The organism is Pseudobutyrivibrio xylanivorans DSM 14809, assembly GCF_900141825.1.
Classification (GTDB): Bacteria; Bacillota; Clostridia; order Lachnospirales; family Lachnospiraceae; genus Pseudobutyrivibrio; species Pseudobutyrivibrio xylanivorans.
In genome coordinates this window covers 85,846-101,818 of record NZ_FQYQ01000008.1, presented here as the reverse complement: position 1 = coordinate 101,818, position 15,973 = coordinate 85,846, and the positions used below count along the sequence as shown (strand labels likewise).

13 protein-coding genes are annotated in these 15,973 nt (G+C 38.4%); 10 read left to right on the top strand and 3 right to left on the bottom strand.

Annotated elements, in window-relative coordinates:
* The first annotated feature begins 18 nt into the window (after positions 1 to 18).
* The 7 genes from BUA88_RS08000 to BUA88_RS07970 all read left to right on the top strand — a co-directional run bounded on the left by BUA88_RS08000 (position 19) and on the right by BUA88_RS07970 (position 7,931).
* A complete protein-coding gene (locus BUA88_RS08000; RefSeq protein ID WP_072915630.1) occupies positions 19 to 1,539 on the top strand; it encodes a MutS-related protein in 1,521 nt (506 codons plus the stop codon).
* Positions 1,517 to 2,191: a MerR family transcriptional regulator gene (locus BUA88_RS07995; protein WP_072915625.1), complete on the top strand. Its 675-nt coding sequence runs from the start codon at positions 1,517 to 1,519 to the stop codon at positions 2,189 to 2,191. Before BUA88_RS08000 ends, BUA88_RS07995 begins: the two co-directional genes overlap by 23 nt.
* 19 nt (positions 2,192 to 2,210) lie before the next feature.
* A complete protein-coding gene (locus BUA88_RS07990; protein ID WP_072915622.1) occupies positions 2,211 to 2,885 on the top strand; it encodes a response regulator transcription factor in 675 nt (224 codons plus the stop codon).
* Complete coding sequence (locus tag BUA88_RS07985) at positions 2,863 to 3,783, top strand: sensor histidine kinase (RefSeq protein ID WP_242939598.1); 921 nt, start codon at positions 2,863 to 2,865, stop codon at positions 3,781 to 3,783. Before BUA88_RS07990 ends, BUA88_RS07985 begins: the two co-directional genes overlap by 23 nt.
* Before the next feature lie 105 nt (positions 3,784 to 3,888).
* Positions 3,889 to 4,656, top strand: coding sequence for an ABC transporter ATP-binding protein (locus tag BUA88_RS07980; protein ID WP_072915618.1), 768 nt, complete (start codon positions 3,889 to 3,891; stop codon positions 4,654 to 4,656).
* Positions 4,649 to 6,730, top strand: a complete 2,082-nt coding sequence (locus BUA88_RS07975; protein ID WP_072915613.1) for an FtsX-like permease family protein — start codon at positions 4,649 to 4,651, stop codon at positions 6,728 to 6,730. The genes BUA88_RS07980 and BUA88_RS07975 overlap by 8 nt, the downstream gene beginning before the upstream one ends.
* Positions 6,660 to 7,931: an erythromycin esterase family protein gene (locus tag BUA88_RS07970; RefSeq protein ID WP_072915609.1), complete on the top strand. Its 1,272-nt coding sequence runs from the start codon at positions 6,660 to 6,662 to the stop codon at positions 7,929 to 7,931. Before BUA88_RS07975 ends, BUA88_RS07970 begins: the two co-directional genes overlap by 71 nt.
* A gap of 200 nt (positions 7,932 to 8,131) precedes the next feature.
* Here BUA88_RS07970 and BUA88_RS07965 read toward each other — a convergent pair whose 3' ends face one another.
* The gene (locus BUA88_RS07965) at positions 8,132 to 8,776 is read right to left on the bottom strand and encodes a DUF4867 family protein (RefSeq protein ID WP_072915605.1); all 645 of its coding nucleotides are present in this window, start codon (positions 8,774 to 8,776) and stop codon (positions 8,132 to 8,134) included.
* Positions 8,777 to 8,971: 195 nt separating this feature from the next.
* Here BUA88_RS07965 and BUA88_RS07960 point away from each other — a divergent pair, with 195 nt between their 5' ends.
* Positions 8,972 to 9,529 (top strand): hypothetical protein, encoded by a 558-nt coding sequence (locus tag BUA88_RS07960; protein WP_072915601.1) that lies wholly within the window; start codon positions 8,972 to 8,974, stop codon positions 9,527 to 9,529.
* Positions 9,530 to 9,559: 30 nt separating this feature from the next.
* On the opposite strand, the gene BUA88_RS07955 is transcribed toward BUA88_RS07960, so the two are convergent.
* Positions 9,560 to 10,819, bottom strand: a complete 1,260-nt coding sequence (locus tag BUA88_RS07955; RefSeq protein ID WP_072915596.1) for an ATP-binding protein — start codon at positions 10,817 to 10,819, stop codon at positions 9,560 to 9,562.
* Entirely contained in the window at positions 10,816 to 11,523 is a 708-nt protein-coding gene (locus BUA88_RS07950; RefSeq protein WP_072915592.1) for a LytR/AlgR family response regulator transcription factor, read from the bottom strand. The genes BUA88_RS07955 and BUA88_RS07950 overlap by 4 nt, the downstream gene beginning before the upstream one ends.
* Before the next feature lie 184 nt (positions 11,524 to 11,707).
* On the opposite strand from BUA88_RS07950, the gene BUA88_RS07945 reads away from it, so the two are divergent.
* Both BUA88_RS07945 and BUA88_RS07940 read left to right on the top strand, forming a co-directional pair.
* Entirely contained in the window at positions 11,708 to 14,560 is a 2,853-nt protein-coding gene (locus BUA88_RS07945; RefSeq protein ID WP_072915818.1) for a glycoside hydrolase family 3 C-terminal domain-containing protein, read from the top strand.
* 14 nt (positions 14,561 to 14,574) lie between these two features.
* Complete coding sequence (locus BUA88_RS07940; RefSeq protein WP_083572437.1) at positions 14,575 to 15,972, top strand: prolyl oligopeptidase family serine peptidase; 1,398 nt, start codon at positions 14,575 to 14,577, stop codon at positions 15,970 to 15,972.
* Position 15,973 lies beyond the last annotated feature (1 nt).

Below are 15,973 nucleotides of genomic sequence, written 5' to 3'. Positions count from 1 at the left end.
AAATAGGAGGATTTTTTTATGTCAGAAAGAAAATATTATGAAGCAGAAAGCAGATTAAAAGATATTAGAAGAATGCATGACAGAATGAATTCTGGCATGGTAGATGAGATTACCTGGAACGATCTTGAAATGGATGAAGTGTTCCTTGAAGTGAATCATACAAAAAGTTTTATCGGTGAACAGCTTTTATATCACAGTCTACATTGTGGACAGAATGAATTTGCAGATGATGTGGCAGTGGAAATCTCTCAGAACACCAAATTCAAAAAGAGTCTTACTGATAAAATTCATAGAATAGGAAAATGTCGTGAGAGCTATTATCTTTATGAAATATTACAGGACAGTGAGCTGATGCTTATTGAACATGGATATGTGATTTACCTTTTGCAAGTAACGCTTTTAATATTTGGATTGCTCTCTTTAATCACAGGAAGTAGTTATTTCATTGCGGCACTAGGTGTAAATATAGCAGTGAATTTTGCCTTTTATTTTATGGTGAAGCAGAAATACGAAATCTATTTAAATACTCTTACATCCTTTAAAGACATTTACACTGTTTCAACTCAGTTAAATAAGAATCAGGAAATTCGTAAGTACGTTACTGATAAAGAACGTGAAACTATAAAAGCACTTGGTGGTATAAACAGAATTTTAGTAGGTGTTATTTCAAGACGTCGCGCAAGCATAGCGGGAGATGTAAGTTCTCTTCTGATGGATTACCTATATGGTGTATTGCTTTATGACATAGCTATTTACAACATAGTTATTAAGAAACTGGCTATGAAGAAGGAAGAGATATCCACATTGATGGGGATGATTGGAAGGTTTGATATTGCTTTATCTGTTGCAGAGTACAGAGAAGGACGTAAGTACTGGTGCAAGCCATCAGCATCTGATTACCCTGAAATGAAAAACATGGCACATCCACTTTTGGACGCACCTGTTGGAAATGATTTATCGTTGGAAAACAAGGTAATAATTACAGGCCCAAATGCAGCAGGAAAATCTACATTTATGAAGGCAGTAGCAATTAACGCTATTCTTGGACAGGCTATCAGAACCTGTATCGCCACGGAGTTTGCTATGCCCAAAATGAAGATTATGACCTGCATGGCTCTCAGGGATGATGTGCAGTCTGGGGAGAGCTATTATTACCGTGAGGCAAATTACATAAAGAGAATCATAGATGAAGTCAGGGATTGTGAGGAACCACTTCTTATAGTCATAGATGAAATATTAAAGGGTACAAACACCAAGGAAAGAATCGCCGCATCAAAAGCTATTTTGAAATTCTTGTCAGATAAGAAGGTGCATCTTCTTCTTGCAACTCATGATGTGGAGCTGACAGAAATAGAGGGATATGACAATTATCATTTTGATAGCAAAATAGAGTCTGATGAGAGATTTTTCGACTATAAGATACATTTGGGTATTTCTAGTAGCAAAAATGCCATAGCACTGTTAGAATATTTAAAGTATCCTACGGAAATAGTACAGACAGCAAGGAGTTACGTAGATGAAAATAGGAGAAGCGTCTGAAAGACTTGGGATATCAATAAGCAATATTCGTTTTTACGAAAAGAAGGGGCTTATTGATCCAGTTAGAGATAAAGAAAGTAAATATAGAGATTATACTGAAGCAGATTTAGATGAGATAAAGCAGATAATTGTTTTAAGAAAGATGGGCATGTCCATCGAGACAATTACGGATATTCAAAATGGAGACATCACTGTTGCACAGGCTTTGACAAAACAATTGGAAACACTTGATGAGGAAGAAGCAAAAATCTATGCGTCTAAAAGCCTTTGCCAGAAAGCAATAAGTGATGGAAATAAATCCATGGAGGAAATGGTTAGTCTCTTTGATTATGTAGCTGATGAGGAGAAGCAGGGCGTACAGTTCTCTCCAGCGGAGGAATTTATTGATAATCTTGCTTCGGCATTAAACTACGACAATATTGTCACCACATTACCATGGGGCTTTATGATTTATACCAATCCTGTTTTAAATAAAATAGGAAAGATTATATGGTCTGCATATTTAGTGCTTGTTCCACTTTTGGTGATAATATCTTTCATTATTGCAAAGCCAGATAGTTCTAATGGCATGGTTAAAGCGGGAATTATGGTGGTATGGCTGTTGATGGTATGCTACCAGATGTTTAAGAACTTTAAAACAAAAAGAGACTAGTTTTGATTGGGTGTAATAAATGAAAAATGTATTGATTGTAGAGGATGATGAAATAATTGCAGGGGAGGTGGCAAAGCATTTATCCCTCTGGCAGATGAAATGTACAGTGGTGGAGGATTTCGGAAAGGTCATCGAGACCTTTAATGAGTGTGCCCCTGATATCGTACTTATGGATCTTCACCTGCCGTGCTATAACGGCTTTTATTGGTGTGGAGAGATAAGAAAAATTTCTCAGGTACCAGTAGTATTTTTATCATCTGCTGATGACAATATGAATATTGTTATGGCTATGAATATGGGAGCAGATGATTTTATAGCAAAGCCTTTTGATTTGCAGGTGCTGACAGCAAAGCTTCAGGCAATCCTTAGAAGAAGCTACGGAGAGAGCATCAGTGTTCATAAGCTGGAGGTGGGAAATATTTCCTTAAATCTTGATGACACTACAGCCACCATTGATGGAGACAAGCTGGATTTAACAAAGAATGAGTATCTAATCCTTAAAGCCCTTATGGAGCGCCCAGGAAAGGTGGTATCCCGCGAGAGTATCATGGAGCGCCTTTGGGGAGCAGATGAATTTGTAGATGACAACACACTGACTGTTAATGTCACCAGAATCAGAAAGAAGATAGAGGCCGCAGGAGTTCCTGATTTTATTACTACTAAGAGAGGACTTGGATATATTGTTGGAGAATAGTTTTTGGAAGAATAACAAGACAATAATTATCGCAAATACGATATTAATTATATTATTGTGGATAATAGGTGTTCTCTACAACATAGATAGTGAATTTCTCTTCTACGAGATTGGTTTTGTATTTTTATTAGGAGTAGTTATCTGTGTTCTTAATCATAGGAAAATAATAAGAACCATACAGAATTCATGGCAACCAACAGCCGAAGATACGGATGAGAAGTGGGAAGAACTCAGAGAAAAGGAAGATTTCTTTGCTCTTTGGGCTCATCAAATCAAGACCCCAATAGCAGCTTTGAGACTGCTGCTTCAGAGTGAGGAGATTGATGCAGCAGATTGTCGTCAGGAGCTATTCAGAATTGAATCCTATGTAGAGGTGGCTCTTAATTATCTTCGCTTTGAAGAAATGTCAGGAGATTTGCTTTTGGAAAACTGTCAGCTTGAAAGCATGGTAAAGCAGGTGGTGAAAAAGTATTCCACAATTTTTATTCATCAGCATTTATCTGTAGAGCTGGAAAATCTGGATGGTACAATTCTTACAGATGAGAAATGGTTCTGCTTTGTACTAGAGCAGATTTTATCCAATGCACTTAAGTATACTAAAAAGGGTGGAGTTAAGATTTTTGCCAGAGATTTAAGTGATGCCAGAGAGATAGTCATTCGTGACACTGGCATGGGAATTAGAAGTGAAGATTTGCCACGTGTATTTGAAAAGGGATATACAGGCTACAATGGTAGAATTGATAAAAAAGCTAGTGGTCTTGGCTTGTATCTATGCAAGGGAGTATGTGACAAGCTGGGGCATAAAATTAGCATACAGTCACAAGAAAATAAAGGTACGGATGTAATTATTACAATTTACCAGGATGGACTTAAAAATTCGGACCTTACAAAAATGTAAGATTAGAGTGAGGAAATGTAAGCCAATCAAAAGGTAACGCATTTCCTTTTTTGTTATTCTTATACCATCAGATGAGACAAATAACGTATTTACGGAGGGAAAATAATGTCAGTATTAGAAGCAAATCATGTTAAGAAAGTATATAAAACAAGACTTGGTGGTGAAGGGGTAACAGCTCTTAAGGATGTACATTTCAGCGTGGAGCCAGGCGAGTTCGTAGCAATCATGGGTGAGTCAGGAAGTGGAAAGACAACTCTTTTAAATATTCTTGCCAGCCTGGATACACCAACAGCAGGAAAGGTATTGATAAATGGTAAAGATTATTCAGCTCTTAAAGATGGCGAGCGTGCTATTTTCCGCCGCAATAACCTTGGATTCATTTTCCAGGATTTCAACTTACTTGATAATTTTACTATCGAAGATAATATTAAGCTTCCTTTAGTTCTTGCGGGAGAGGATTACGAGACAATGGATGAAAAGGTTCTTCCACTTGCTAAGGAGCTTGGAATCGAATCACTTCTTAAGAAGTATCCATACGAGGTGTCAGGTGGACAGAAACAGAGAACAGCAGTTGCAAGAGCTCTTATCACAAATCCACATATCTTACTTGCAGATGAGCCAACAGGTGCCCTTGATTCAAAGGCAGCAACAAACCTTATGCATCAGCTTAGAGATATCCATAAGAGTGGCCAGACAATCCTTATGGTAACTCACAGTAATGTGGCAGCAAGCTATGCAGACAGAGTAATGTTCATCAGAGATGGCGAGGTATTTCACCAGATTTACAGAGGAGATCTTAAGAGAAACGAAATGCTTGATAAGATTTGCGATACTGTAACCGTAATAATGAGGGGAGGAGAAGACAATGAATAATCATCTTTTGTCTAAGCTCGCCGTTAGCGGAATTCAGAATAATAAGAAGACTGTATTTCCTTATATCGGAGTTAGCGCAATAACAGTAATGCTCTTTGAAATCTTACGAGCAATGATTCACAGCAGATATATTATTAACGATGGAGTGCCAGCTTTTTACGGTGCCAACTATATCGTAATCTTCCTTATGATTGGAAGCGCTGCAGTAGCTTTCTTTTCAGCAATCTTTTTATTCTACGGCAACCAGTTTGTAATGAAGTCACGAAAAAAAGAGATTGGTTTATACGGAATCTTAGGACTTAGCAAAAAGCATGTCACAGTTGTACTTTTAATTGAGTCGCTTATCGAGGCTCTGGCAAGTATTGGGCTTGGAATTATTGGCGGAGCATTTTTAAATAAGCTGATGGTGATGTTTTTATACAGACTGACACATCAGCAGCCAGCTAAGGGATTTGAATTTCCTGTAGCAGCATTTGTAGAGACATTCGTATTTTTTATGGCAATGTTTGCCTTATGTTTGATTTACAACCTTTTCACTGTCAGAGTAGGCAAACCAATTGAATTACTTAAAAGTGAGAACACAGGTGAGAAGGAGCCAAAGGTAAAAGGTGTATTACTTGTTGTGGGAATTGTTTGTCTTGTTCTTGGATATTACATAGCACTTTCTACAGAAGGTACCTTTGAAGCTATGGGAAATCTTATGAAGAGCATCGCACTTGTTATGATAGCAACATATGCTTTATTTGTAGCAGGTAGCATCTTTGTATTAAAGCTTTTAAAGAAGAATAAGAAGTATTATTTTAAGACAAAAAACTTCATCAGTATTTCAAATTTACTTTTCCGTATGAAGCACAATGCAGTAGGTCTTGCATCTATTTGCATCCTTTCAACAGGAGTTATTCTTCTTATGGTATGCTCTGGCGCACTTATGGCACTTGGAGAGCAGAATATCAATTCAATGTTCAAGCAGGATATTATGATTCGTACATACGGTGATTCTGATTCACTTTCAGAAGATTACTGCATGAATGTAATTGAAAAGGCATTTAACGCCACAGGCATCGAAACTGATGACATTTCATATAGAGAGTATGTCACTACATCATGTCCAGCAGAGACTAATAAACTTTTACCAGTTGAAAATAAAAGTGATATGTACGACTTTGAACATATGAGAGTTGTATATTTCATGACACTTGATAATTACAACCATTATGTTGGAACAAATGAAAAGCTTAATGCTGGAGAAGTGCTGAGATATAGTTCAATAGATAAGTTCGAATGTGATGATGTAGTATCTATCTTTGGAAAAGATTATGTAGAGAAGAATAAGATTGATAAAGATTCTATAGAAAATATTTTCGACCCAACAATGACATTGTTTAGCAAAGAAGTAATCGTTGTGTCCAATGAAGACGTAATGAAACAAATGTCTGAAGACAGTGGATTCTATGGAGAAGAAGGCAAATCAATTTATATGGGATTTGATACTGATGAAAAGATAACTGATTCACAGCTGGAAGTTTTTTCTAATGTAATTAATACAGATTTTGGTATTTATACTGATGTAATGTATAAGGAACAACAGAGAAGTTATTTCTATGGCATCTTGGGTGGTGCCTTCTTCGTAGGAATCTTCCTTGCAATCCTTTTCCTTATAGAGACAGTAATGATTATTTATTACAAGCAGATGTCAGAGGGCTTTGAGGATCAGAAGAGATTCAAGATTTTAAGCAATGCAGGCTTAACAGAAAAAGAAGTAAAACAGGCAATCAGAAATCAGGTAAGAATCATATTCTTCCTTCCGGTAATAACAGCAATTGTACACATGTTGGTAGCCAGCAAGATTTTACGATTATTCATGAACATGCTAGTAATTGTGGATACTCCTACATTTTTCCTTGCAACACTTGTTGTATGTTTAATATTTGTAGGAGTTTACACCTTGGTTTACAAGCTTACATCAAAGCAATATTACAATATAGTTTACGGAGCAGAGGCAGATGAAAAAAGTATTAAAGGTAATCGCAATTATAATAATAACAGTAATTATTCTCAGTGTGATTGGGTTTAATTATAAGACAGTATTAGCCAGTCACAAAATTAAGGATGTAGTTGAAGCGGGAACAACAGTAGAGGAATTTACAATCCCTTCTGATGTAGAAATTGTAGGTGTGGGAGAAGCCACCCACGGAAATAAAGAGTTTCAGGAAATCAAGCTGGAAATATTCAAAAAGCTTGTAAAGGATAATGGTTTTACAGCATTTGCTATTGAAGCAGATTATGGTGATTGCCTGGCTGCCAATGAATATATTCAGGGTGGTGAAGGTGATGCCAGAGAAATTGTAAACAATATGATGTTCACCCTATATCACACAGACGAGATGGCAGATACCTTAGAGTGGATGCGTGACTATAACATGGCTGTAAATGAGAATCAGAAGTTAAGATTCTATGGATTTGATATGCAAAATCCAGATGTGACAGTGCCATATCTTCTTGATTACTTAAAAAAGAATAATATTGATGTAGAAACTTCTGAGCTTGAGAAGTTGACAGATTATGAAGCGGTAGCTAAAGGAGAAAATGTCAAGAAAGAGCTGGCTGATATCAGAACAGAGCTTAACAAGAAGTCAAAAGAATATTTGGATTACGACTTAGAATCAGCTCTTCATATGACTACTACAATTTCTCAGTATATGGATTATGAGAAACCTGACCAGATTGAAATGTTAGATTACAGAGATAAATGTATGGCTGAAAATGTAACATGGATTTTAGATTTGGAAAAGCAAATCGGTGGCGGAAAGGTTATGTTAGGTGCACACGACGGTCATATCGGAAAGATTTCCCAGTTAGGATATCAGAAGACATCAATGGGAGGTGAACTGAAGGAAAAGTATGGAGATAAATACTATTCCCTTGGTACAGATTTCTTCAAAACTACTGATAACATTGCAGTAACCCGTGAAGATGAAAATAGCGAATCTCAGCGTAAAAATTATTCTTTAACATCAGCAGATCCTCTTGCATATCAGGCAAAGTATTTTGATGACAAGCGTTACTGCCTTGATTTTACAACTTTATCTGAAACAGAACAGAAATCAGTTTATGATATGGTTCACTCAGATGTTACTATGGGAAGTATTGGCGAAGGATTCGCAGATGTTTATTGTCTAATGCATTGGGCATACAGAATTGACAAGGTTCCAGCGGATTTATATGACGGAATGGTTTTCTATTACAAGACAAATCCAATAGAGCCAGAGAACTAATATGGAAAAGACTGTAATTGATGAGCATAAGACTCATTGGTAACAGATTTTTTGATTGTTAAAGTGATTTTAAGTCAAAAATTAGATGAAATTAGTAAAAATATGCATCCCATAATTGTTAAATAACAAAATGGGATGCATAAAGATTTTTTATATTAAGTTTTATGCATCCCTAAAAGAAAAAGTCTTGATATGGGATGCTATTTTAAATCAGCTGCGATATCGATATTTTCGCCTGTGATACCAACCCAAGCGCCATCCTTAGCTTCTGCTGACTCAGCGTGAGCAAGTAACCACTTGTTTGTTGCTGTGAGAAGCTTGTCCTCTGTGTTGGCACGAACGAAATCTGGGCAGCCTACATTTGTACCCTTTGGAAGTCCAACAAGTACCTGGAAACCAGCATCCTTGCTAGCCTGGCATGGAGCATAGTGAAGTGCTGTAGCGTAAACTTCAATCATTGTACCTGCTGGGCAAAGGAATGCCTTAACCTTGCTTGAATCAAGCTTGAAATCAACGATTTCTTCTCTCTTAGCAAGAAGAAGGATGAAATCTGTAGAACCAAGGTTGATTTCGCTTGAACGGTGATACTCAAGGCAGTTAAGCTTTGTGTTGTGACCATTGCACCATCCGAACTGCATTGGTGAGCCACCAAATAAAGAATTTGTAATCTTATCTGCAGCAGCTAAGCTCTGAAGAGCCTTCTCCTCAGATACATATTCTGTTCCCTCAGGAATAGGAGTGCTATTCTTAAGTGCCTCCACAATTTCCTTCTTTTCAGCTTCATATCCCTCAATGATTCTACCGTAGTTGGTAAATTCAGGATCTGTTACCTTTAAAATTTTCATTACATTAACCTCCTCTTTAATCGTTATACGATTTTCAATGATAAAATTATACCTTCCCAGGGGCGATTTCTTCTTCCAAATAATTAACTAAAACAAGTTAAAAAATTGCTTTGAGTAAGTATGTACAATAAAATACGCCACAATTTGTACAGTAATGTGTAGGAAATGTGTTAAAATGATAATAGTGGTAGGAATATGAGACTTGAAAATGTTGAGGTTGTTTGTCATAAGGAGGAGCCAATGAAGCTTAGGATTCTGATGGCATTTATGGTAATTGTTTTTGCATTCTGTGTAGCCTGTAGTACTCAAAATATCTCTACCGAAGAAGTACCTAAAGGCGCCCTTAGCGAAGAGGAAATACAACCTTCAAAGGGGATAACAGAAGAAGACAAAAAGCAGATTTTGGATGAATATATGAAGAATATGTTTGCCAAAGATATTACGACAATGCCAGGTGTACTGGGATGTAAGTTGGATGTGAATTTAGATGGCGAAAAAGATTCAGAAAAATCTGTAACAGTAATGTATTTTTATGACCCAGAAACAATAGAAGATGTTGCCTCGTTGGAGGATTCCATACAGGAACACATATCTTCTAGTTATCCTGAAGCAGATAATGTGTATTTAAGAGGGACACCAGTTAGTCCTGATAATGATGGAGAAGAATATGTTGGGCTTGATAATATCATCCAAACTCTACCTGCAGATTTAAATGATAACTGGAATTACATTCCAATTGTTCCTAAAAAATAAGGTTTTTAATTCAGTTTCGATAATATAGATTCAGGTATTAATATGGCAGAATATCGGCATCATGATATTTACACGGAAGATGTCATCATCAGCAGAGATGGTGATATTACCGTGATATTTTTCTACAAGATAGCGTACACTCTTTAGGCCGTAGCCGTGGAGGTGCGCTTCTTCTTTTGTAGAGGCAGGAAGTCCGTTGTGGAAATCCAGCTGGCTGTCATAATAATTTTCAATCAAAATATGAACAAAGTCGTTACGGCGTCGCAGGGTTAAGGAAATCATGCGGCGCTCTTTGTTTTCTAATGACGATACTGCCTCGATTGCATTTGATAAAAGATTTCCAAAGAGGGAATAAATATCAACGGTGTCCATGTGCTCCAAAAGCTGCCCATCCGCCATGCAGGTAAACTGGATATCATTGTTTGCACAGTATAATGATTTCTCTGTAAGAATTGTATCCAAAGCGTGGTTGTAGGTGGCGATTTCAGCATCAAAGGTAGAAAGAAATTTTTCTGCCTGTTGCTGGAAAGAGCCTACCTCATCTGCATTTCTTCTAAGGAAATATTTAAGGTCATGGCAGTACATGTTGAGCATTTCCATGTTCTGCATAGAGTCGTCATAGTGCTGTCTGTCGTTTGCAATAATCTGTTCAAGAACCAGAACTTCCTGCTCCATCTTTGTCTTTTCAAAAAGACCAAGCTGAAGTGCCAGAGAAAGGGCTGAGCAAATAATGGAGTAGATTGATGTGATGGTAATCAGTGCCTTATCTTCTGCAAAGTTCATTCTGTAGGAATTTAAAAATGTGGTGGTGAACATTGCAACAAGAGAAATGATTGTCAGATACACATAGTTCTCTTTTAATTCAAAGTCTCTTCCTAGCTTTCTTGTAAGTAAAAAGTATTCACTAATAAATACTATCGTAAATACGATAATCATAATTATAAGTGAATAAGATAGTTTTGGAACTACACCACCTACAAGAGTCATTACTGAATATCCTAAATGCTGTATTGTAAGTCCAGCTGCGCCCCAAAAAAGTGCAGACAGAAAATTTAGCTTGAAGCATGCTGCGATTCCAATAACGATTAATAAAAACTGAAGAGCGTATGCAACGGTATCAAGCTCTGGAGGGAAAAATCCCCACAGAAAATTAAGTCCTATGACACATGTCAAGGTGACAAGGAGTCTTGGCCAAAAGTAGCTTCTGCGTTCCTGATAAAACAGAAGTATGCCTGTGGTGGCAAAAAGCTGTATTAAAACTATGAAAGGTGATAGATGAAAAGCTATCATAGTTGTCCTCCTAGGTAATTGGTTAATTCATTGATAAATTCTTTCTTGCGAGGTCTGCTGATGGAAAGTACATGTGGACCAACTTTAACATCATTTCCCTGAATACCTGTTACAAATCTAAGATTTACCAGATAGCTGTTGTTGCAGCGTCTGAAATCAAATTTGTAAAGGCTTGTCTCGGCATCAGACATTGTACCGCGAACATCATATACTCCATCCAAAGTGTGATAGTAAAGTCTGTGGGAAAGAACCTCTACGTAGTAAAGTTCATCGGTAGAGAAGGTGTGCATCTGCCCCTTTGACAGAACAGTGATTGTTTTCTTTGCTTGCTGTTGAATCTGAGCCAAAACCTTTGGCATCTTAAGCCTAAAGGCATTTTCCTGAAGTGGTTTTAAAATATAATCAGTAGCATTTACTTCATAACCAGCTATAGCATAGTGCGCTAGATTAGTCAGAAAAATCAGGATGACATTGTTATCTATTTCTCTAAGCTTTCTAGCGGTGTTCATTCCATTTATGCCATCCAGCTCAATATCCATAAACACAATCTGGTACTGTCCCTGATAAGCGTCAAGGAATTCTTCACCGGCTGCAAAAATATCTATATGAAATTCTACTTTTGCATCAATGAAATATGAACTGGCAATATCAGTAAAAAGCTCAGCATCAGTATTATCATTTTCTACAAGTGCAATATTCAGCATCACGCCTCCTGAAAAAATGGCAGTTACTACTAATCATTAGTGACTTTCTAAATCCAATTATAACATATGGAAAAATCGATTTTTGACAAAACAGGGATTCTAAATGACAGGATAGGACATTTTATTGAAATGGATTTTTGCGGAGACTACAATGCAAAACATCAAAGGAATGGAGGAGAAAGATATGTTAAGTATCAACATTTCGGATGTAATCAACGTTGTAAAACTGATTACTCCGCACTTGATTGCACTTGCAGTAATTCTTGTGGCAGCAATTGTTATTACAATCGTTGCAGGCAAGAAAGAAAAGACTACACGCTTCATGATGCGCAGACAGTCTTGGATTGCATTTTTGCTTGCAGTCATCGTAATTGCAAACCTAATCTGCTTTGGCCCTATGTCAAACATGATTACACTTGCAACAGGAAATGGAGAGGTTTCTGACAAGACAATCGATGAAGCAAGAGAGCTTTCAGAAAAGATTGCAGGAGAAGGAATTGTTCTTCTTGAGAACAAAGGAATTCTTCCTTTAACAGACACAAAGAAGATAAATGTATTTGGTTGGTCTTCAACAAATCCATATTATGGTGGTACAGGTTCCGGTGGTTTCTCAGCTGATTTCGAGACAACATCACTTCTTGATGGACTTCACGAAGCAGGCTTTGAAACAAACGATGAGCTTTCAGAGTTCTACACAGCATATAGAACAGACAGACCTGAAATCGGACTTTTCGGTCAGGACTGGACACTTCCTGAGCCAGCACTTTCAACATATCCTGCAGATATGCTTGAGAACGCAAAGAACTACTCTGACACAGCTATGATTGTTATCGCGCGTTCAGGTGGTGAGGGTGCAGATCTTCCAAAGGATGCATCTGACAAGAGCTTGACTTATACACAGAACTCAGAGGATTATAAGGATTTCTCAAAGGGACAGCACATTTTACAGCTTAGCCAGACAGAGAGAGACTTATTTGATAAGGTTTGTGCAGATTACAGCAACGTAATCGTTGTTTACACAGGCGCAAACACATTCGAGATGAACTTCGTAGATGAGTATCCAAGCATCAAGGGACTTTTATGGTGCCAGGGCTTAGGTCAGGGCGGCTTCCCAGCACTTGGTGACATCCTCAGTGGTGAGGTAAACCCATCAGGAAAGACATCAGATACATTCGCTAGAAATATTGCAAACGCACCTTGGTTCAATAACTTTGGTGATTACACATTTGACAACGTTGAAGAGTTTACACTTGATTCAGGTGATCCAATTCTCGGTGTAAGCCAGCCTCACTTCGTAAACTACGTAGAAGGCATTTATGTTGGCTACAGATTCTATGAAACCGCAGCCGTTGAAGGCTTGATTGATTATGACAAAGAGGTTCAGTACCCATTCGGTTACGGCTTATCTTACACAACTTTCGAGCAGAAAATGGGAGATTTAACTATAAACAATGGTACATTATCAGTTGATGTTACTGTTACAAACACTGGCGATGTTGCGGGCAAGTCAGCTGTTGAACTTTACGATACACCACCTTACACAAACGGTGGAATCGAGAAAGCTGCTGTAAATCTTGTGGCATTTGATAAGACAGATTTACTTCAGCCAGGAGAGTCTCAGACAATCACTCTTTCTTTCACAGAGGAGTCACTTGCTTCTTATGATGACAAGAATGAGAAGTCATATGTCCTCGAGGAGGGCGACTACATAATCTCATTAAGAGAGGATGCGCACACAGTTATCGATGAGAAGACATATAAGGTAGGCTCTACAGTAGTATTTAACGATGCTAACAAGCGTACATCTGACCAAGTGGCAGCAACAAATCACTTTGAGGATTCACAGGGTACAGCTACTTACCTTTCACGTGCAGATCACTTCGCTAACTATGCAGAAGCAACAGCTGCACCAACAAATTATTCAATGTCAGACGAGATGAAGGCAAATTACATTTGCAATCTCAACTACAATCCAGAGGATTACAATGATGCTTCTGATGAAATGCCTACAACAGGCGCTAAAAATGGTATGAAGCTGGAAGATTTAAGAGGCGCTGATTACGATGATGAAAGATGGGAAACACTTTTAGACCAGCTTACAGTACCAGAGATGGTTTCGCTTGTAGGTCTTGGTGGATACCAGACAATGGAGGTACCTTCAGTAGAAAAGGCTAGAACAACAGATTGCGATGGCCCAGCTTCTATTACAAACAACTTTACAGGAAAGTTTTCAATTGGTATGCCTTCTTCAGTGACACTTGCTTGTACATTTGACAAAAATCTTGGCTACGAGTATGGCCATATCATGGGTAAGATGTGTGATGAAATGGACGCCTCAGGTTGGTATGCACCAGCTATCAACACACACAGAGCAGCCCTAGGGGGACGTGAGTTTGAGTATGTATCTGAGGACGGATTACTTTCAGGAACACTTATTGCTCAGGAAGTAATTGCGGCTAAGGAATTTGGTGTTTACAGTTATGTAAAGCATTTCGCAATGAACGATCAGGAAACAAACAGATGGAACATGGTATCAATCTGGGCGCCAGAGCAGGCTATCAGAGAAATCTACCTTAAGCCATTTGAAATCGCTATCAAGGATGGCGGCGCACAGGCAGTCATGAGCTCATACAGCTACATCGGACCACACTGGTCAGGTGCAAATGACAGCCTTCTTAATAAAGTACTACGCGACGAGTGGGGCTTCAGAGGAATGGTTATCACAGATTACTTCCTTGGAGCAAACTTTATGGATGCAGATGCATGTATCAGAAACGGTAACGACCTTATGCTTGTAGCATATGAGATGGGAGATAACACAGTTAACGACCAGACAAGTGCAACAGGAATTAAGGCACTCCGCCAGGCATCAAAGAACATTATGTACACTGTTGTAAACAGCCGTGCATACGAGCCAGAAAACCTTCACACAGGTCTCTACCCATGGCAGATTGCATTTATAGTTGTTGATGTTCTTCTTGCAGGATTACTTATCCTTCTTGAGGTTAAGACAATGAAAAAATTCAAGGAAATATAGGGAGGATTTTACTAATGAAGAAAAGAAGTATTGTTTTACTAATGGCATCTATTATGGCCATGAGTGCAGTAGGCTGTGGCGCCTCTTCTGCAAAGGCTGATGAGCATCCAAAGGAGGAGCCAGTTGCACCTGTAACAGAGCTTTCTGGTACACAGACAGTAGTTGTAATGGGTGATGATTGGGGCCCTGCAGTTACAAAGACTATTCTTCATTTAGACAAAGAAGTAGAGTCTGATTCGGTTGCAGCAGACGCTTTTAGTGTTGCGGAGACTAAGGAGCAGTTCAATTTTGCTGCATTAGCAGAGGACTCAGAGGAGGACCCAAGCAAGCACATCGAGGTAACAGCAGACAGACAGGTTACAGATGCTTACACATGCGACGCACAGGGAAATAAGTCAGATGATTCAGAGTATGTAGCACTTGAAATGTACTACAGCCCTAATGATGGAAGCCCATTCTGCTATGATATTTTCACATCACAGAATACAGTATGTGATCCATACACACTTGCTGTTTCTTTAAATGATGGAAAAACTATCTCTACAACAGATGGTTCTGAAATTACAAAGATTACTGTAGATGACAAGATTGATCTTTCACTTGATGCTGCTATTTATCCACAGCTTGAGGGTGCAGATTTGAGCGGAACATACACAGGTGAGACTGGTCACACAATCACATATGGTTCCTTCAAGCCAGCAGAGGATGGCAAGAAGCATCCACTTGTAATTTGGTTACATGGAGCAGGTGAAGGTGGAAACAAAAACGAAGTAGCTGTTTTAGGTAATGAGGTATCGGCTTTATATGGAGAGGAATTCCAGAAGGTAATGGGAGGCGCATATGTCCTCACACCTCAGACAGAGACATTCTGGCTTCAGTACAAGGAAGATGGAGAATGGGGAAGTAACCCAGGAAAAGATTCAATCTATCTTAAGGACGTAAAGGGACTTATCGATCAGTACGTTGCAGAAAACGAAGGTGTTGACCCTAATAGAATTTACATCGGCGGATGCTCAAATGGTGGTTTCATGACAATGGATATGATTCTCAACTATCCAGATTATTTTGCAGCAGCATTCCCAATTTGCGAAGCTTACAAGGATTCTGGTATCACAGATTCACAGCTTAAGGGAATCAAGGATTTACCTGTATGGTTTATCTATGCAGCAAATGATGACACTGTAGTTCCTGATCAGTTTGAGATTCCAACAATCAAGAGATTACAGGCTATTGGAGCAAATGTTCACACATCAGTATTTGATGATGTTCATGATAATTCTGGTCGCTTCAAGGGCGAAGATGGCAAAGCATATCAGTACATGGGTCACTGGTCATGGATTTACTTCTTCAACAATGAATGCGAAGAGGATGGTGTAAATCTTTGGAACTGGCTCGCTGAGCAAAGCAGATAAG